This is a genomic window from Bacillus aquiflavi, assembly GCF_019915265.1.
Classification (GTDB): domain Bacteria; phylum Bacillota; class Bacilli; order Bacillales; family Cytobacillaceae; genus Bacillus_BT; species Bacillus_BT aquiflavi.
In genome coordinates this window covers 961312-978450 of sequence record NZ_CP082780.1, presented here as the reverse complement: position 1 = coordinate 978450, position 17139 = coordinate 961312, and the positions used below count along the sequence as shown (strand labels likewise).

The 17139-nt window shown below is 37.0% G+C and carries 17 protein-coding genes and 4 pseudogenes; 5 read left to right on the top strand and 16 right to left on the bottom strand.

The window, feature by feature from the left end; translation table 11 throughout:
• Window positions 1-178: 178 nt before the first annotated feature.
• The gene (locus K6959_RS04925) at window positions 179-694 is read right to left on the bottom strand and encodes an RDD family protein (protein ID WP_223087805.1); all 516 of its coding nucleotides are present in this window, start codon (window positions 692-694) and stop codon (window positions 179-181) included.
• A gap of 267 nt (window positions 695-961) precedes the next feature.
• On the opposite strand from K6959_RS04925, the gene K6959_RS04920 reads away from it, so the two are divergent.
• On the top strand, window positions 962-1165 hold the full coding sequence (locus tag K6959_RS04920; RefSeq protein ID WP_223087803.1) for a hypothetical protein: 204 nt from the start codon (window positions 962-964) through the stop codon (window positions 1163-1165).
• 99 nt (window positions 1166-1264) lie between these two features.
• Here the strand turns inward: K6959_RS04920 and K6959_RS04915 are convergent, their stop codons facing one another.
• The 6 genes and pseudogenes from K6959_RS04915 to K6959_RS04890 form a co-directional block, all read right to left on the bottom strand.
• A complete protein-coding gene (locus K6959_RS04915) occupies window positions 1265-2140 on the bottom strand; it encodes an NAD(P)-dependent oxidoreductase (protein ID WP_223087802.1) in 876 nt (291 codons plus the stop codon).
• Window positions 2141-2250: 110 nt separating this feature from the next.
• A pseudogene (locus K6959_RS04910) lies at window positions 2251-2888 on the bottom strand (IS4 family transposase); the annotation flags it as partial.
• A gap of 359 nt (window positions 2889-3247) precedes the next feature.
• A protein-coding gene (locus K6959_RS04905) for an IS3 family transposase (RefSeq protein WP_223087801.1) occupies window positions 3248-4401 on the bottom strand; the annotation gives its coding sequence in 2 pieces (ribosomal slippage) (window positions 3248-4149 and window positions 4149-4401; 1155 coding nt in all).
• A gap of 199 nt (window positions 4402-4600) precedes the next feature.
• Window positions 4601-4846, bottom strand: a complete 246-nt coding sequence (locus K6959_RS04900) for a hypothetical protein (protein WP_223087799.1) — start codon at window positions 4844-4846, stop codon at window positions 4601-4603.
• Window positions 4843-5685, bottom strand: coding sequence for a hypothetical protein (locus tag K6959_RS04895; RefSeq protein WP_223087798.1), 843 nt, complete (start codon window positions 5683-5685; stop codon window positions 4843-4845). The genes K6959_RS04900 and K6959_RS04895 overlap by 4 nt, the downstream gene beginning before the upstream one ends.
• Complete coding sequence (locus K6959_RS04890) at window positions 5682-5855, bottom strand: hypothetical protein (RefSeq protein ID WP_163242046.1); 174 nt, start codon at window positions 5853-5855, stop codon at window positions 5682-5684. Before K6959_RS04890 ends, K6959_RS04895 begins: the two co-directional genes overlap by 4 nt.
• A 180-nt stretch (window positions 5856-6035) precedes the next feature.
• Between K6959_RS04890 and K6959_RS04885 the strand changes: the two genes are divergently transcribed.
• The 4 genes and pseudogenes from K6959_RS04885 to K6959_RS04870 form a co-directional block, all read left to right on the top strand.
• Window positions 6036-6224 (top strand): hypothetical protein, encoded by a 189-nt coding sequence (locus K6959_RS04885; protein ID WP_163242045.1) that lies wholly within the window; start codon window positions 6036-6038, stop codon window positions 6222-6224.
• A 54-nt stretch (window positions 6225-6278) separates the two neighbouring features.
• Entirely contained in the window at window positions 6279-6575 is a 297-nt protein-coding gene (gene tnpB, locus K6959_RS04880) for an IS66 family insertion sequence element accessory protein TnpB (RefSeq protein WP_163242044.1), read from the top strand.
• A gap of 100 nt (window positions 6576-6675) precedes the next feature.
• Window positions 6676-8234: pseudogene (gene tnpC / locus K6959_RS19995) on the top strand (IS66 family transposase).
• 93 nt (window positions 8235-8327) lie between these two features.
• Window positions 8328-8834: pseudogene (locus K6959_RS04870) on the top strand (IS66 family transposase); the annotation flags it as partial.
• A 114-nt stretch (window positions 8835-8948) separates the two neighbouring features.
• Here K6959_RS04870 and K6959_RS04865 read toward each other — a convergent pair.
• The 9 genes and pseudogenes from K6959_RS04865 to K6959_RS04825 form a co-directional block, all read right to left on the bottom strand.
• The gene (locus K6959_RS04865; RefSeq protein WP_163242043.1) at window positions 8949-9245 is read right to left on the bottom strand and encodes a contact-dependent growth inhibition system immunity protein; all 297 of its coding nucleotides are present in this window, start codon (window positions 9243-9245) and stop codon (window positions 8949-8951) included.
• Window positions 9246-9264: 19 nt separating this feature from the next.
• Window positions 9265-10419 (bottom strand): RNase A-like domain-containing protein, encoded by a 1155-nt coding sequence (locus K6959_RS04860; RefSeq protein WP_262421896.1) that lies wholly within the window; start codon window positions 10417-10419, stop codon window positions 9265-9267.
• Entirely contained in the window at window positions 10383-10931 is a 549-nt protein-coding gene (locus tag K6959_RS04855; RefSeq protein WP_223087797.1) for a hypothetical protein, read from the bottom strand. Before K6959_RS04855 ends, K6959_RS04860 begins: the two co-directional genes overlap by 37 nt.
• Window positions 10928-11236 carry a hypothetical protein gene (locus K6959_RS04850; protein ID WP_163242041.1) on the bottom strand — a complete coding sequence of 103 codons (309 nt, stop codon included), beginning with the start codon at window positions 11234-11236 and terminating at the stop codon, window positions 10928-10930. The genes K6959_RS04855 and K6959_RS04850 overlap by 4 nt, the downstream gene beginning before the upstream one ends.
• A 442-nt stretch (window positions 11237-11678) precedes the next feature.
• Window positions 11679-12383, bottom strand: coding sequence for a DUF4176 domain-containing protein (locus K6959_RS04845; protein WP_163242040.1), 705 nt, complete (start codon window positions 12381-12383; stop codon window positions 11679-11681).
• Window positions 12384-12673: 290 nt separating this feature from the next.
• Window positions 12674-13030: pseudogene (rlmH, locus tag K6959_RS04840) on the bottom strand (23S rRNA (pseudouridine(1915)-N(3))-methyltransferase RlmH); the annotation flags it as partial.
• 508 nt (window positions 13031-13538) lie between these two features.
• The gene (locus K6959_RS04835) at window positions 13539-14324 is read right to left on the bottom strand and encodes an SDR family oxidoreductase (protein WP_163242039.1); all 786 of its coding nucleotides are present in this window, start codon (window positions 14322-14324) and stop codon (window positions 13539-13541) included.
• Window positions 14325-14901: 577 nt separating this feature from the next.
• Entirely contained in the window at window positions 14902-16617 is a 1716-nt protein-coding gene (ptsP, locus tag K6959_RS04830) for a phosphoenolpyruvate--protein phosphotransferase (protein ID WP_163242038.1), read from the bottom strand.
• Window positions 16617-16883 carry a phosphocarrier protein HPr gene (locus K6959_RS04825; RefSeq protein ID WP_163242037.1) on the bottom strand — a complete coding sequence of 89 codons (267 nt, stop codon included), beginning with the start codon at window positions 16881-16883 and terminating at the stop codon, window positions 16617-16619. The genes ptsP and K6959_RS04825 overlap by 1 nt, the downstream gene beginning before the upstream one ends.
• Window positions 16884-17139: the final 256 nt, after the last annotated feature.

Here is a 17139-nt window from a genome sequence, read left to right as displayed (position 1 = left end):
CTATAGTTCATGCGCATGCCGGGCGCACCAAAAAAAAAGATAAAAGCTCGGAAACCAGCTTTTATCGTTTTTTAATGAATCGCTTCAAATATTGACTTTGTCTCAACTCATTTTTTAAAAACGCTTTTATTCTTAATGGTTATGCATATTTTTCGTTATTTGTTTCATTCAAATCAGTTTAATTTTGTAAAACAATTGTCCTAGCAATAAGATCGTGAAGGGCCTGTTTTTTATCTGTCATTGCAGCGATCATATAGCCGATTAATAAAAAACCAGATAAAAACAATTTACTGAAACATCTTCCTGTTGCCCTCCAGAAGGAGATTCTATCGCCATTTAAATCCGTCACCTTTAATCCAACTATTTTCTTCCCTATCGTTGCTTGCCATTTTGAAGAGTGACTTACCGCATAATAAAGCCACGTAATAAGAATCGAAATGATAGCACAAAATAAAATCCCCTTCCACATCGCAAAAAAAATTATTTCCTGCTCAGCAGTAGTTAAATACCTTTCATAATAAAAAAATTCATCTAATATACCAGTAGAATCGAGAGAAAATATAAAAATAGTCAAATTAATCATGCCAATCGGGATTGATAGTATAATTGAATCAATCATATATGCGCCAAACCGGCTCCAAAAACCCCCGTAATTTGAAATATTGTTTGTTTGCTTCTCTAAACTTACATCCATTTATAAGCCTCCAATTGTGTTTGTACACTCATCTTAATGTGTCTCGAAGACAATTTCAATAATACTTATATAACAATTATTTTCAAAGCAATTTGAACTAGATCATATTTTAATTTCGACAACAAATTGTCCATTTATTTGACAAAGTGATCATTTTGTGAATTTTATCACAAACCCATAGACGAAATACTTTTTTCTCACTACAATGATATATGTAAACTAAAATCAAAACAGTTTACAAATACATTAAAAGAGGTGCGATACAAAATGAAGGGAACAGCTGTTCTATTTCAAGATGACCAAACAGTTACTTTCCTAGAAAATGTTGATCGTTCAGTATTTGAAGAAATTAAAAAAAAATGTGGATGTGAAAATTGCAACTGCAAAATTGAAAATAAAACTGTTGAATTTGGCTCTATTTCACCTGTATTTTGGTGTCAAGATGAGGTAGATTGGGATTACGGATATTAATATTGTTTACCACCCCCCCCTTTTACTCGAACTAAAAGGGGTTTTTATTATTTTCAAAATATAAAAGCCGGACTAGAAACAAGCCGGCTTTTTAACAACTTATGCCCAATACTTATAAAGAGCTTGTGTTCCGCTATTTTCCTCTCCATTATCAGCCAATTGCTCATATAATGATTTTGCAACTGATAAACCAGGAAGCTCAATTCCCAATTTTTCTGCTTCGTCAATGGCAATTTTCATATCTTTTATAAAATGCTTAATATAAAAACCTGGAGCAAAATCCCCATTTATGATACGGGGTGCTAAGTTTGAAAGTGACCAGCTTCCAGCTGCTCCTGTGGAAATGCTTTTTAAAAATGTTTCGGGATCAAGTCCCGCTTTTTCAGCATAAACAATTGCTTCGCATATTCCTATCATATTAGAGGCAATCGCAATTTGATTACACATTTTCGTATGCTGGCCTGCCCCCGCTTTTCCTTGATAAACAATATTCGTTCCAAGAGTGGCCAACAATGGAGTAACCGTCTTAAAATCAGCTTCCTCTCCTCCAACCATAATCACTAGCTTTGCCTCTTTAGCTCCAATATCTCCTCCAGAAACTGGAGCATCTAACGTATGTATTCCTTTTTTCTTTCCTTCATTAAAAATGTTTGTCGCTAACGAAGGAGTTGAAGTCGTCATATCAATAAAATAACTCCCGGCTTGTCCATTAGGAATCAAACCATTTTCCCCTAAATAAACTTCCTCAACATCATAAGGAAAGCCTACCATCGTAATGACAACATTCGCTTTTTGGGCAATTTCCTTTGGCGATGAAACCCATTTTGCTCCCCTTTTAATTAGCTCATTTGCCTTCTCTTTCGTTCTCGTATAAATGACGAGTGGATAACCGGCTGCTAAAAGGTGCGCCGCCATACTTTTTCCCATAACACCTGTCCCAATAAATCCAACTACTGTATTTTTTGGTGTTAACAAAAAACCACTTCCCTCTCCAACCATTTTTAGTTATTTATATTTTATCATGGAAAAGCAAGATGTAGATTACTAAAGTAAAACTTTAATCCTTTCAATGATCAAAAATCACGCACGAAAAAATAGCCTTCATCGGTCATCCGATCGAATCGTTCATAATCCACATAGCCACGTTCAAACACATACATGGCTTCTTTATCATTACCAGAACTTCAAGCTGATTTCGGTCATGTTCTTTTACCGTTGTAATGACATCTCTTTCTGGATAAACAGCATTTTTATCCATGATCACGAGTCGCAAATGTAGTTTTACACCTGCTTTTGTTTGACGAAACCTCGCCCATTGATAGTTAGTTAAGTTGAGTGGTAGAGTACTCGAATCAATGATTTTTAGTGGCATTCTCTTTTCACTTTTCATGTGATAATGTTGAATTTTCCACACTAAATCCAAGAACATATGAGAAAGAATGAGCGGATTGATATTATTGTTCTTTCGTGATAACTGAGATGCACTAATTGATTCAAATCCGAGTATTTTCTGAAGGTCTTCGTCTAAAAGGGCATCACTGATTTCTTCTAAGCTCTCATATTCATGAAGCTGGGCAAAAAGCAAAAGCTTAATATAAGACTCCGTTGTAAACTTCTTTGTATAGTAGTTCTGTTTTTGTTCTTTAACAAGTTCAGAAAGCTTTTGAATATTTATTGGTGAAACCCATTTACCAAATGACGTAATTAGTGTATTCTTGTCCATGATAAAGATAATTCTATTTGATAGTTAATAAAACCTTGTCTGGCTAAATGCCTTTCAAGGTTTCCTTTTTTGTTGTGGGGCTATCCAGTGACGAATAGTTCATTTTTTATGCAGAGAATATGAGTAACTCTAGTAAGCCCCATATTATGTTTTTACGAATTATATTAATTTAATATTTCATAACTCTTAAAGTTCTTCTTTCTCAATAAAATCTACTTCAATTACTTTGGTATTAGGTCAATAAAGTAGACACAAATTTTTTAGATTTTTATCCTCTACCGCGCTTTCGCTTGGTGGCCTCTTCATTCAAGAACAGAATGACTTCTGTTCTTGAATGAAGAGGAAAAGTGTATCTTGTGTTAACTTGCAGCTTTACTAAGGTACATACGTTCGTATTCGGACGGCGAAAGGTATCCATTGGCCGAATGAATTCTTTTTGAATTATAGAATATTTCGATATATTCATAGATTTCTTTTTTGGCCTGTTCTCTCGTCTTATATTTAGTTAGATAGATAAGTTCTTTCTTTAGCACACTATGAAAGGATTCAATGCAGGCATTATCATAACAGTTTCCCTTTCTGCTCATGCTTATATCCATCTCATACTTAGTCAATTTCTTTTGATAATCTTTTGAACAATATTGGCTGCCGCGATCTGAATGATGAAGAACAGAGCCAAGGGGTGGCTTCTGGCGGTTATATGCCCGATCCAGAGCGTTAATCACCAACTCTTTTGTCATTGTCTTATCCACGGACCAGCCAACAATTTTGCGAGAAAATAAATCCATTACGCTTGCTAAATAGAGCCAGCCTTCTGAAGTTGGAATATAAGTGATATCAGCGACCCATACTTTATTCGGTGCATCTACTTTAAATTCTTGATTAAGCTTATTCTCGTAGACTGGAAGAGAATGCTTTGAATTGGTAGTCGCTTTATATTTTTTAACTGTCTTTGACCGGAGATTCTCTTCTTTCATGATACGAGCTACTGTTTTTTGGCAGACAGGCACTCCTTTTCTTTCAAGGTCTTTTGCAATCTTTGGACTTCCATAAAATCCCCTGGATTCTAAATATGATTTATGAACGTGCTTAACTAAAGTTTTATGGCGTTTTGCTTTTTCACTTTCAGGGCGATCCACCCATTTATGATAGCCGCTTCGGGAAACCTTCATGACCTTGCACATCTTCTCCACACGGAAAATGAAGCGATTCTCATAGATGAATGAGAAAATTACCGATGGTCTTTCACGAAGAAGTGCATAGCCTTTTTTAAGATTGCATTCTCCTCCTCAAGATCACGTAGCCGTTTTTGCATTGCTTTTAATTGTTGAGCTTCTGTCATGTTTGGAAAAGAAGCTTCAATAAACTCTTCACCATATTTCTTTTTCCAATTGTGAATGGTATTTGGACTAATATCCAGATCCCTAGCCGTCTGGGCAACCGACTTGTTTTGTTCAATCATCATTTGGACTGTACTTCTTTTAAAATCTTCATCAAATGTTTGTCTGCTCATTTGGACACCTCATATTATTAGTTATTTTAATAATAAACTGTGTCTACTTTTGAGTCTAACATCAGGCTAACTTCACTAAGGGGTTTTATCTCCATCCAAAAGGTGGTGATATTCACCGAATCAGTCGCAAGTTTTTCCTTATAGAAAACAGGGACCTTTTGCTTTCCTAATGCGATTTTGGCTGTTGTCACTTTTTGTTTTAGGAAATCCTTGCTGTAAGGATGCCTTTTAAAATTTCTGTTGGGACATTTTTAGTTGAGCCTTTGCTAATTCCTTTTAATGTGGAAACTCCTTTTGCTCCTCTGCCTGCTTGGCCAACCACTGGTACAAATGTAGTCAATCCAAAACCCGTGACATACATGATACCCTCGTCTTCTGCTGCATCGAAAGCAGTCTGTCCGATACTTTCTACAACACTCATCGGATCACTAATAATATGTTTCATTGTTTGCTTGTATATATTTCCACTCGATCATTGGCGGCTTGCTTTAATCCTTCTGGTTCTATTATATCAGGAATGATATCGGAAAGGACAACGATTCCTGCATCAAGGACAAGCGTTAATAGGCCTTTTGCGATTTCATATAAACCAACGGCAAGCCCTTTAACAAGGCCCCATACTTTTTCTGATCCCCATTCAACTACGTCCCCTACGCCTTCGAAAAAGTTTGTATATTTAGATTTTACATTTGCGGCTTTATCATTGTATGCGTCATCGACATTTTCAAATTTTTTTACCTTGGAGGTGTAGAGATTCCATAGTTCATCCATCTTATATTCGAGGCTGTTTTTTGTTTGTTGGATGTCTTTCCTAATATTTTCTATCTTAGATTGATTCATCCGACTTGCCTCTTTTTCTGCGTCTGTTGGATCATCTAAAAAATTAAAAATGGAAGTAGGAGAATCATACGTTTTCATTAATGCTTTGGGTACGTTGTTAGCAATTCCACCCTCCATTTGCTTTAAATTAAACCATATATCATTCCTATCTACTCGCATCATGGCATTTCTTGCGATGGGAGAAATATACGCCGTTGTATCAGCTACATAGTTTTCAAATAAGGATAAGAGATCATCGACTTGGGCTTGATAATCTTTTATTTTTTCTTTAGAACCGGTGATTCTTTCATCCCAAGCATCAATACTTTTTCCTTTATTCGTTTGAATATAAGTGGAAACATCCGTGAGCGATTCCTCCGTTGTTTCTAGATTGTATTGGTATTGTCGGAGTTGCTCGATAATCTCATCTAAAACACCATAATTTATTTGCAGATCTCGTTTCATGATGAGCCACTTCCAATTTTTGCACTAATTTTCTCATCTACTTCTTTCATGTTTTCAAGTAATACTTTACCACCTTGATGGATAGCCTTCAATTGGTCAATTAAATCACTATTCATATCGTCATTCATGAATTCAACGTAAAAATAAAAGCACTTGATGTCTTTAAACAATCAAGTGCTTGCTTTTTAATTTTATAATCATGAATATTTCAAGGTTTAAAATGATTATAATAGGAGTACGAAAATGGACGAAAAGTGGTGAACATTGTAAGCCCCCAATCAAACAACGCATATTATGACGGAGCATCTCCTAGTATGATCAATGTATCAACCAAAGGAGGTGCTTTCTTAATGCCGAAAAAACCATTAACCATCGTCCCCGTCACATTACATCCCATACAAAAAGCGAGCCTACCAAACGTTTCCCCAAATTCCAGCGGTCTTTGTACCATTAAACTGGAAAATGCCGAAATCACCTTCCAAAATGGCGTAGAGGAGCGCATCATCCAAACGATCATGAGGGAGCTGATCCAGCTATGAGACAGGATTCCTACCAGTGTCCAAAATATCTATATCATTTGCGGGAAAACCGATATGCGCAAAGGAATCGACGGCTTGGCTGCGCTGATCCAAGACTCTTTCGAGCTAGATCCGTACAGCGATTCCATCTTTCTGTTTGCCGGCTGGAAAAAGGACCGGTATAAATGTTTGTATTTTGACGGAGATGGCTTCGCCATGTTGTATAAACGTCTTGACAGTGGAAAGCTACAATGGCCAAGAAACGAGCAGGAAGTAAAGAACTTAACCCAGCAAGAGCTTCGCTGGTTGCTCGAAGGGTTGTCCATTCAACAGCCAAAGGCGATTCAGCCTTCGCTAAAAGGCTCGTTTTAACATTCATCTTTCATCTGCTATTCGAACTCGTTATAATGGAAAGAGCGAAGTCGAACGGAAAGAGGTGAATGATTTGGTAAGCGATCAGCAATCCGAAAAAATGATCCGATTACTGAAAGAACAATTATCTATTGCGAATCAACAGAATCAAGAGTTATCGCAAAAGCTGGATCAATCGTTTAAACAGATTGAATCCTTGACACATCAAATTCAGCACTTAACCAAGCTCCTGTACGGATCCAAAACGGAAAGATCCAGATATAATGCGCCCGACGGGCAAGGAGCCCTGTTTGATGAGGATGATTCCCCTTTTCCTGATTCTGAGCACACAGAAGAACAAAGCCAACAGACTGTTTCGTACACTGTTGTCAGAAGGAAATCCAGGAAAAAGAGAAACGATTCCTTGTGTGACCATGTGGAGGTGGAATGCGTCCATCACCACCCCGATCAAACCATTTGTGAGTGTTGCCGGCACGACATGACGGAAATCGGTAGCACGATTGTCCGTGAGGAAGCAAAATTTATCCCCGCCAAAATGGTAAAAGTGCAGCACATTGAACATGCCTACGAATGCAAGGTGTGTAAACAGGATGTCTCTTTGCCCGCACAAGTAAAACGGGGGTATGCCCCTCAGCCTGCCATTCAACGCAGCCTTGCCGGTGCCAGTGTTTTGGCGAAAGTATTGCATGATAAGTTCATTCAATATGTGCCCCTTTACCGTCAGGTAAATGAATGGATGCGTTATGGGCTGGAAACCAATGATAAGAATTTATCCAACTGGGTCATCCGTGCGGCCCATGATTGGCTGATGCCGGTGTATGACCGGATGAAGGCATTAATGATGAGCAAATCCGTCCTACACATGTAGATGAAACCTATGCAAAAGTGATTCACCGGTCGGACGGAAAGTCCGGCCAGACAAATGCCTACAATTGGATGTATCGCACGGTGCCAAGCCAAGGTCCTGTTATGATCCTGTTCCAAAGCGCCCTTTCACGCGGAAGATCTGTCCTCGAAAGCTTCACGAAAGGATTTAAAGGAACCATGATCTGTGACGGGTATTCCGCCTACGGCCATCTGCCCCATGTACAGTTCGCCAACTGCTGGGCGCATGTTCGCCGTTATTGGCTAAAGGCAGAAAGCAAAAACGGCCAAAAGGGTGTTGATTTTTGTGACCAATTATATCGATTGGAACGGAAGTTCAAGCACCTTCCTCCCGGAAAGCTCCGGAAACAACGCCAAAAGCATTCCAAGCCTCTCGTGGAAGCATTCTTCCAATGGATCGATACGTCTCCGTTCTTCGGGAAGAGTGCCTTGGCGAAAGCAGCAGATTACACACTTAGTAGAACCGAAGGTCTGCGGGCCTTTTTATCTGATGACCGCATCGAAGTCGATAATAATCCGGCCGAAAATGCGATTCGTCCCAATGTGATTAGGCGCAAAAACTGGCTGTTTTCCGTCAGTGAAGCCGGTGCGCGAGCTAATGCAATTTGCCTGAGCCTCGCTGAAACGGCCAAGTCCAACGACATAGATTTCTATGAATATGTCAAAAAGCTGTTGACGGACTTGCCCACGTTGGACATTCACCGGAAACCTGAGATACTGGATCAGTATTTGCCCTGGTCAAAAAATATTCAGGCCACTTGTGCCAAACTATAGTAATAGCCGTCCATTCTTTGAAAAAATACAAGATCAGACGGCTATTTGGCATGCGCACCGAAAAGGTGCGCTTATTTTATTTATAATTCGGGCTTACGACGCTATTGGCTGAAAGCCGATAGTAAGAATGGACGAATAGGCGTTCAGTATTGTGATCGTTTGTTTCACATCGAACGTAAAATCAAACATCTTTCCTCAGAAGAACGTATCAAAGTTCGCCAACAAGAAGCAAAGCCCGTCGTCGATGAGTTTTTCGATTGGATTGATCGTTCACCTTTCTTCGGTAAAAATGCCTTAGCGAAAGCAGCTGAATATACATTAAGTCGTACATCTGAGTTAAAGGTCTTTCTGGAACATGGGGACGTCGCAATTGATAACAATCCCGCTGAAAATGCCATTCGTCCAAATGTTATTGGTCGGCTTTTTTCTGTGAGTGAAGCAGGTGCCAAAGCGAATGCCATCTGTTTAAGTTTGGCTGAAACAGCCAAAGCAAACGGTAACGGTATTGATTTTTATAAATATCTGGTGAAGCTGATGATGGAGTTACCAAATTTATCGTTTCATCAATAACCTGAGATTTTACATAACTACATGCCTTAGTCAGAAAATATCCAAGCCACATGTGCAAAATAGGCAACTATCCGAAAAAAACTAGCATAGTTGACTATTCGTCGTGCGCACCATAAAGGTGCGCTATTTTTTTATATTTCGGGCTTACTTAACAGCTTCTCTTATTTGTTCAATAACCTGATAGAGCCACTGAAGTGGTTCTAAACCAATAGCGGGAAAGTACACACCATCCGCACAAGATTGAATGTATTCATTCTTTTCTATATCTGAATATTCACTACCAATAAAATCTGTTAAAAAGATAATAGCAAATTCCAGATACTCTTTACTTTCCTCTGTTAATAATTCTTGTAAGGCCTCTTCTGGAGAATCAATATCTTGATGAAAAGTTCCAGCCAAGAACTGAAAAACAGGTTCTTCTAGTTTGTTAGAAGACAACATAACATCTCACCCTTTAGTATTAATTTGGATAGCCAGTTAGAATGTAATTCCCTTCTCCATCCTTTTTCAAGACAATTCTAGCATTTGTCATATTTTCAACAGTTGTAGAACCTCTTTTTACTCCACGTCCAATGACTTCGGTTCCTTCATAAGTTAAGACTAAGTTTGACTTACTTTGAGGATTACTTATCCAAGTTTCAACTGCTTTTTTGTTATTTAGATCGCTTAAGACCTTACTAGCAACTTTCTCAGCAGTAGCCCTATCTTTAAAAGTAGAAGAGCCATTAATTCTAGGATTATTTCTTATTCTTTCTAATAATTCTTCATCAGTTTTTCCAACATGTCTTTCAATCAAATGCCCACCTTTTAGCTCATGTGCAGCCAATCCACCACCAGGTGCAAGAGAACTCGTATCTCCTGGTTTAACATTATCTATACCCTTAGCACCCTTCACCGAAAACATCTGCGGGCTAACTTCACTAAGGGGTTTTATCTCCATCCCAAAGGTGGTGATATTCACCGAATCAGTCGCAAGTTTTTCCTTATAGAAAACAGGGACCTTTTGCTTTCCTAATGCGATTTTGGCTGTTGTCACTTTTTGTTTTAGGAAATCCTTGCTGTAAGGGATGCCTTTTAAAATTTCTGTTGGGACATTTTTAGTTGAGCCTTCGCTAATTCCTTTTAATGTGGAAACTCCTTTTGCTCCTCTGCCTGCTTGGCCAACCACTGGTACAAATGTAGTCAATCCAAAACCCGTGACATACATGATACCCTCGTCTTCTGCTGCATCGAAAGCAGTCTGTCCGATACTTTCTACAACACTCATCGGATCACTAATAATATGTTTCATTGTTTGCTTGTATATTTCCACTCGATCATTGGCGGCTTGCTTTAATCCTTCTGGTTCTATTATATCAGGAATGATATCGGAAAGGACAACGATTCCTGCATCAAGGACAAGCGTTAATAGGCCTTTTGCGATTTCATATAAACCAACGGCAAGCCCTTTAACAAGGCCCCATACTTTTTCTGATCCCCATTCAACTACGTCCCCTACGCCTTCGAAAAAGTTTGTATATTTAGATTTTACATTTGCGGCTTTATCATTGTATGCGTCATCGACATTTTCAAATTTTTTTACCTTGGAGGTGTAGAGATTCCATAGTTCATCCATCTTATATTCGAGCTGTTTTTTGTTTGTTGGATGTCTTTCCTAATATTTTCTATCTTAGCTTGATTCATCCGACTTGCCTCTTTTTCTGCGTCTGTTGGATCATCTAAAAAATTAAAAATGGAAGTAGGAGAATCATACGTTTTCATTAATGCTTTGGGTACGTTGTTAGCAATTCCACCCTCCATTTGCTTTAAATTAAACCATATATCATTCCTATCTACTCGCATCATGGCATTTCTTGCGATGGGAGAAATATACGCCGTTGTATCAGCTACATAGTTTTCAAATAAGGATAAGAGATCATCGACCTGGGCTTGATAATCTTTTATTTGTTCTTTAGAACCGGTGATTCTTTCATCCCAAGCATCAATACTTTTTCCTTTATTCGTTTGAATATAAGTGGAAACATCCGTGAGCGATTCCTCCATTGTTTCTAGATTGTATTGGTATTGTCGGAGTTGCTCGATAATCTCATCTAAAACACCATAATTTATTTGCAGATCTCGTTTCATGATGAGCCACTTCCAATTTTTGCACTAATTTTCTCATCTACTTCTTTCATGTTGTCAAGTATTGCTTTCCCCCCTTGATGAATAGCCTTCAATTGGTCAATTAAATCACTATTCCTATCATCATTCATGTTATCTAGTAGTGCATCTACCTTATCTATAAAGTCCGAATTAAAGGCTTTTAATCGATCTCTCGTATTAGAACGAAAGGACGTAGTGTAACTTGTAAATTCTTCTATACTACTTTTTAATCGATCTAATGTTGAGTCGAGATTCACTATATCTAGTTTAATTTCTGATTTCGCCAATCCTATACACATTCCTTCCTTTATAAAACTTCCGTCAAAGAAGATTTTTTTCCTTTCTCCATTGATTATGAATAAAAAAAACTTAGATATACCGCCTATTACCCCCACCTAAGCATATGCTTCTTAAATTCTCGCGTATGTCATATGCGAGAACCCCGTATTTCCGTACACTAATAAAGAATTTCTCGTAACGCACTGGTAGAATTAGCTATATGGGGCTATCTGAAATGAGTGGATGGAATGTCATTAATTAATCGATTTAACTCAGTAATCATTTCATTAACAATCTCTCTCATTTCTTCTTCAACAGAGACATTTTCTAAATCCATTTGTTCAAATTTTTGTTAAATTTCTCTACAAGCATCTTGTAAATTATTTATAATTCCAGCGTCCCAACCACCATATAATAGGTTATGGCAAAAATTATAATCATATAATCCCATTATGATTCACCTGCTTTTTTCTTCTGCTTCATTTCTTGTTGGAGTTTTTTCATATCTTGATTCGAAAATTCAATGGAGTTCATATCCTTTTCTACGATAAATTCCTGCTTCATTAAAAATACAAAAGCATCCTCCATCTCATCTGTATACCCATGATGAACGACCTTTTTGATTAAAGGGGTAGTAAAATAAATTTGTGATCCTATTTTCACTTCTCCCACTGGGTAGACGACCCCTCCATATGGAAAATAGCTATGATAACCTTGTGGAGCGATGAATCTTCCTGTGATCACTATTTTGGAAGGGGATGTTTTTTCTTTGTCTGGTTTAAAATAAACTGGGTCTAGTTCTACAATAGACCCTAATGGGAGCACTTCCCGTGTAATATCAATCGTATTCGATAATAACTGAACAAACGTTGTCTCATCTAACGAAAAACATTTATCTAAAAAAGAAACGGTATGTGATGAATCTTCATATGTATAGGAGAAATTGATGTGTTTACGATGTAGGTCTAATGATGTGCACTTTTTATAAGCATGATAAAGCTCTTGAAATACAGTTTTATCTTCCATGAATAGACTAAAAAACTCTTGAATGGCATGACCATACTTCAAACGGATTTCCTTTGTTAATGACTGGATTATTTGATCTACTTTTTGTAAAGCAAGACTATGTAATTGCTTATCAAACTCTTTATCCATGAATTCATATCACTCACTTTCTTCATTACGCTAAAAACACACACTTTTCTATATATATTAATTCCAAATTTGTATAATTGAAATGCTACCTTTCACCTAGTTTTATAATAAAATTATTGTATACTATTGATATGTATTCTTAATAAAAGCTAATAGGTTTAGTTAAAATAAATGTATTAGAAGGCTTAGTTGAACAGGGAGAGGAATAAAGGAAAACAGATAATGAAGGTTTATTTTCAATATCCGCTTCCGATAAAGAATTACCACCCTATCTACATTAATTTTTGCCTCTATTTATGATAAGGCTCCCCCCGCATAATCCGAAACCCTCGATAAATCTGTTCTACCAACACTAATTTCATCAACTGATGCGGAAACTTCATTTTCGAAAACGATAATTTCATATCCGCCCGTTTCAACACATCATCACTTAACCCAAGTGATCCACCAATCACAAACGCAATTTTATTTTTCCCATACGTCATTAATCCTTCGATTTTCTCTGCCAATTCTTCCGATGACAGCATCTTCCCATCAATCGCTAAACCAATGACCTATGCATCGTTTGGGATTTTAGCTAATAATCGTTCGCCTTCTTTTTGTTTCACAATTTGCATTTCTGCTTCACTTAATACTTCTGGTGCTTCAACTTCTCCGTTATGAAAACAGGAGTAAAAAGAGCTTAACATAATGGTGTCTGTGATGACGCAAAATCTAAAGGAAACGAATAACAAAGCTCTAGCTGTGAGGAAAATTCTGAAGTAAAGTAGATATAGATATTGTTTTTTAAACTTAAATTCATTTAATAATTTTTAATGTTGAATTCATCGATTCCCCACACATCATCTATTTTCCTTGTTTTTTATGTATATTTTTAACTAATAAATAATTAACTACATCTTTAAACATAAAAAACAAAATTATCCGAATATAGGAACTTTAAACATGAGCTTCTTGTTATTTGGAAGAAGATTTGAACGTACTAAATTAGGGTGTTTCCTTCCGTCATTCAGTCGTTCTACCACAGTGACGCCTAAACAAATTAGGCGCTGATATCTCAGCGCCTTCAGAAACTGCCCATCGTACAAAAAGCCGAGCAAAAATACCCGGCAAATAAAACAACCTCCAAATATACACTATCGTAATTTATTAAACTTAAATTGCTTTCACCATACCGCCGTCTACTAAGAAAGTGCTCCCTGTCATATAAGTATTTCCATCGGATGCAAGAAAAGCGACAACTTTAGCGAATTCCTCAGGAGTTCCATATCGGCCAAGCGGTATAGTTGTTTTTACCTTTTGTTCTAGTTCTACTCTAGTAATGCCTTGTTTTTTTGCGTTCACCTCATCCAAATAAGTGATTCTGTCTGTTGCAATTCTGCCTGGCGCAACAGTATTTACTAAAATATGATCTGCCGCTAATTCTTGGGCAAGCGACTTAGACAAGCCGACAATAGCTGTCCTAAACGTATTTGATAAAATTAAGCCGGGAATAGGTTCTTTTATGGATGAGGAAGCAATATTAACAATTTTCCCGCCTTGCTTCCGCAGTAATGGCAACGCATGCTTAATCATCCGAATATATGATAACAAGTTAAGTTCAAATGCTTGTTGCCAGTCGCTATCTGCAAAACTATCAAAAGAACCTGCTGGTGGTCCACCAGCGTTATTAATTAAAATATCAAGCTTGCCAAATTGTTCGTTTGTCGCTTTGATAAGCTGTTCAATTTCCTCTGGATTTGTAATATCTGTTTTTATATACGTTACTTTTCCTGAACCGAGCTGTTCAATTTCTTGTTTAACGATCTGAAGCTTCTCCCGATCTCGGCTTGTAATCATTACATTTGCCCCTTCTTTAACAAGCTCCTCAGCAATTGCTCTACCTAATCCTTGGCTTGATGCAACGACTAAAGCCACTTTTCCATTTAAATTTAAATCCATCTTTCATTCTCCTTTCTCAATAGAGACAGTATCAATATTATAACGAAAAACCAATGAAAAAACATTTAGAATATTATAAAATTAGATATTAATATTCTAAACGGGCTTTCTTAGGGACAGGATGAACCATTTGCCATACTGCCCCTTATAAGGATAATAAATTTAGCGGAAAAATGCTTTGAGGGAAAAAGACTCAACGAAAAATGCGACTAATATGCGAGATAAAAAAAATCATTTGCTCCCTATTGAAACTATTCATTACATCAGATTTGTCATATCGTAAAATTCGATTCAACATATTCGATCTTTCCTTTCACATTGTCATTATCTATATGATAGGAAAAATCTCGCTTTTTTATAACGATCATAAGAATGAAATCGTTTCATCCTTTTGATGGAATATAATTGCAACTTTATTCTCCCAGAATCAACAATCATGCTAATTGTAAAATAAATTGCATCAAAAAAACCGATTGAAGTGCTCAATCGGTCAATTGGGGGAAATTAGGTTGCAACTTTCTTTCAATTATATTCCCTCTTTATAACTCCTTAAACTTAAAAATTATTTTCAACTATATTACAATTTCAATTTGCGAACGATAGTCTCTATTACTTCAGCAGCTGTACCCATATAAAGTGCTTTTTCACTTAACTGAACTAAGTCGGCATAATTTAATTGACTAATTTGTGAGCGAATCTTTAAAATCGAATTGGCACTCATTGAAAACTCATCAAGTCCCATGCCGAGCAAAAGCGGAATGGCTTTTTCTTCTCCCGCCATCTCTCCACACATTCCTGTCCATTTTCCCTCTTTATGGGCTGCATCAATGACCATTTTTATTAAACGCAAAATTGCTGGATTGAACGGCTGATATAAATAAGAAACCCGCTCATTCATCCGATCAGCAGCCATTGTATATTGAATTAAATCATTTGTTCCAATACTGAAAAAGTCAACTTCCTTTGCAAATTGATCCGCTTGAATTGCTGTTGATGGAATTTCAACCATTATACCAAGTTCAATATTTTCTGCTATTTTAATATTTTCATGAAGGAGTTTCTCTTTCTCTTCCAGAAAAATTGCTTTCCCTTCCCTAAATTCTTGCAATGTAGCGATCATTGGAAACATTACTTTTAAATTGCCAAACACACTTGCTCGCAGAAGCGCTCGAAGCTGTGTACGAAATAAATGTTGTTGTTCTAGACAAAGCCGAATTGCCCGAAACCCTAAAAACGGATTTAATTCTTTTGGAAGTTGTAAGTAAGGAAGCTCTTTATCACCGCCGATATCAAGAGTTCTAACAATTACAGGATTCTCCCCCATTCCTTCAAGAACAGCTTTATAAGCCTCATACTGTTCTTCTTCCGATGGCAAATGATCTCGTCCCATATATAAAAATTCTGTTCGATATAAACCAATACCTTCAGCACCATTGTTAACGGCATCTTCTAAATCAGCTAGTGAACCGATGTTTGCTGCTAATTCAACACGATGGCCATCTGCTGTTACTGTTTTTTCATTTATGAGCTTTGTCCAACCAGTTTTTTGCTCTTCATAATGAGCTATTTTATGTTCATATAGTTTTACTAGTTCAGGGGTTGGATTAATATGTACTTCCCCACTTAATCCATCAATAATGATTAAATCGCCATCGTTAATTTCCTTTGTAGCCACTTTTGTCCCAACAACAGCAGGTATATCCATTGACCGCGCCATAATGGCTGAATGAGACGTTCTTCCGCCAATATCCGTTGTAAACCCTTTAACATATTGACGATTAAGCTGCGCTGTGTCTGACGGCGTTAAATCTTCCGCTACGATGATTACTTCTTCAGCAATCATACTAGGGTTAGGAATTTTTACACCCAATAGGTGGGAAAGTATACGTTTCATTACATCCCGAATATCTGCTGCACGCTCTTTCATATAGTCATTGTCCATTTGTTCAAACATTGAAATAAACATTTGAGCTGTGTCTTTTAAAGCCTGCTCTGCATTCATTTTATTCGATTTAATTTGATCTTCAATTGGATTAATTAATTCAGGATCACTTATGACAAGTAAATGAGCATCAAAAATATTCGCCTTATCCGCTCCTAATTCTTTTTCTGTCTGAACACGAATCTCCCGAAGCTCAGCTTCTGTTGTTTTAAGTGCAGAATGAAATCGAGCAATTTCTTTTTCTACATCTTCAATATTACTTTGTTTAAAGGTAAGGTTTGGTTCTACTAAACGATAAGCCTTTGCGACAGCGAGTCCACTTGAAGCGGCAATTCCTTTAATAAAGCTCATTATTGTGCTAGTCCTTCTTTTACTAATGTTTCCTCGAGCACTTTTAATGCAGTTGCTTCGTCGCTACCTTCAACAATAATTTTAATGCTTGCCCCTTGTCCTACTCCAAGAGACATCACACCCATAATAGATTTTAAATTTACTTTTTTATCTTTATATTCAAGTTGTATCTCTGATTCAAATTTACTCGCTGTTTGAACTAATAAAGTAGCTGGTCTTGCATGGAGACCTGTTTCAGCTGTAACTGTAAATTGTTTTTCAATCATCTTTATCAATCTCCTTGTATAAAAAATATTGCTGATGAAGTGAACGCTTTCATAGTATTTCATATAGCATCCAATCGATTATATTCGATAAATGAATGAGGTTATCAGACAACAGACTTCTTTATAGCAAGAATAGCATTTTCATTTTGCATAAACAACGAAAACGAAAAAAAGTTAATCTTTTTTTCACAAGTCCCGCTCTTAAATAATAAAAACTCTACTAGAAAAGAATCTCTAGTAGAGTTCAAAGCTAATC

Coding starts and splice junctions, on each gene's coding strand:
- K6959_RS04925 (WP_223087805.1), bottom strand. CDS start 694: ATGGATGTAAGTTTAGAGAAGCAAACAAACAATATTTCAAATTACGGG.
- K6959_RS04920 (WP_223087803.1), top strand. CDS start 962: ATGAAGGGAACAGCTGTTCTATTTCAAGATGACCAAACAGTTACTTTC.
- K6959_RS04900 (WP_223087799.1), bottom strand. CDS start 4,846: ATGAAACATATTATTAGTGATCCGATGAGTGTTGTAGAAAGTATCGGA.
- K6959_RS04895 (WP_223087798.1), bottom strand. CDS start 5,685: ATGAAACGAGATCTGCAAATAAATTATGGTGTTTTAGATGAGATTATC.
- K6959_RS04885 (WP_163242045.1), top strand. CDS start 6,036: ATGCCGAAAAAACCATTAACCATCGTCCCCGTCACATTACATCCCATA.
- tnpB (WP_163242044.1), top strand. CDS start 6,279: ATGCGCAAAGGAATCGACGGCTTGGCTGCGCTGATCCAAGACTCTTTC.
- K6959_RS04865 (WP_163242043.1), bottom strand. CDS start 9,245: ATGTTGTCTTCTAACAAACTAGAAGAACCTGTTTTTCAGTTCTTGGCT.
- K6959_RS04860 (WP_262421896.1), bottom strand. CDS start 10,419: ATGGATGAACTATGGAATCTCTACACCTCCAAGGTAAAAAAATTTGAA.
- K6959_RS04855 (WP_223087797.1), bottom strand. CDS start 10,931: ATGAAACGAGATCTGCAAATAAATTATGGTGTTTTAGATGAGATTATC.
- K6959_RS04845 (WP_163242040.1), bottom strand. CDS start 12,383: ATGGATAAAGAGTTTGATAAGCAATTACATAGTCTTGCTTTACAAAAA.
- K6959_RS04835 (WP_163242039.1), bottom strand. CDS start 14,324: ATGGATTTAAATTTAAATGGAAAAGTGGCTTTAGTCGTTGCATCAAGC.
- ptsP (WP_163242038.1), bottom strand. CDS start 16,617: ATGAGCTTTATTAAAGGAATTGCCGCTTCAAGTGGACTCGCTGTCGCA.
- K6959_RS04825 (WP_163242037.1), bottom strand. CDS start 16,883: ATGATTGAAAAACAATTTACAGTTACAGCTGAAACAGGTCTCCATGCA.